Here is a 390-nt window from a genome sequence, read left to right as displayed (position 1 = left end):
GGCACCCGTCGCAACCTCGAGGCATTGCGCCGAGCTGGCTGGCACCTACTCGTTTCAGCAAAGGGCACGCTGCGCACGGAAGGGATGCCCTATGCACTGGACAATGGCGCGTGGACCGCATATCAGCAGGGACAGCCATTCGATGAAGATGCCTTCCTGCGCGCGCTGGACGCCGTAGGAGAGGACGCCGAGTGGATTGTGCTGCCAGACATCGTTGAAGGCGGAGTGGCGTCCCTTGACTACTCGCTGAAGTGGATGGAACGCCTTCGCGGAATCCCGACAACTGTTCTCATCGCTGTGCAAGACGGGATGCAGATCGAGGACGTGCGCTCGCTGCTGTCACCGGTAGTTGGGATTTTTGTCGGCGGGTCGACGGCATGGAAAGAAGCA

1 pseudogene is annotated in these 390 nt (G+C 60.8%); it reads left to right on the top strand.

Annotation, left to right across the window (positions count from 1 at the left end):
• Positions 1 to 390 (top strand): annotated as a pseudogene (locus SB725_RS30255) (hypothetical protein); the annotation flags it as partial.

The sequence above is a fragment of the Pseudomonas sp. SIMBA_041 genome, assembly GCF_046535095.1.
GTDB classification, from domain to species: Bacteria; Pseudomonadota; Gammaproteobacteria; order Pseudomonadales; family Pseudomonadaceae; genus Aquipseudomonas; species Aquipseudomonas mucoides.
The sequence above is the reverse complement of the archived record's forward strand: the minus strand, read 5'-3'. Positions and strand labels throughout refer to the sequence as shown.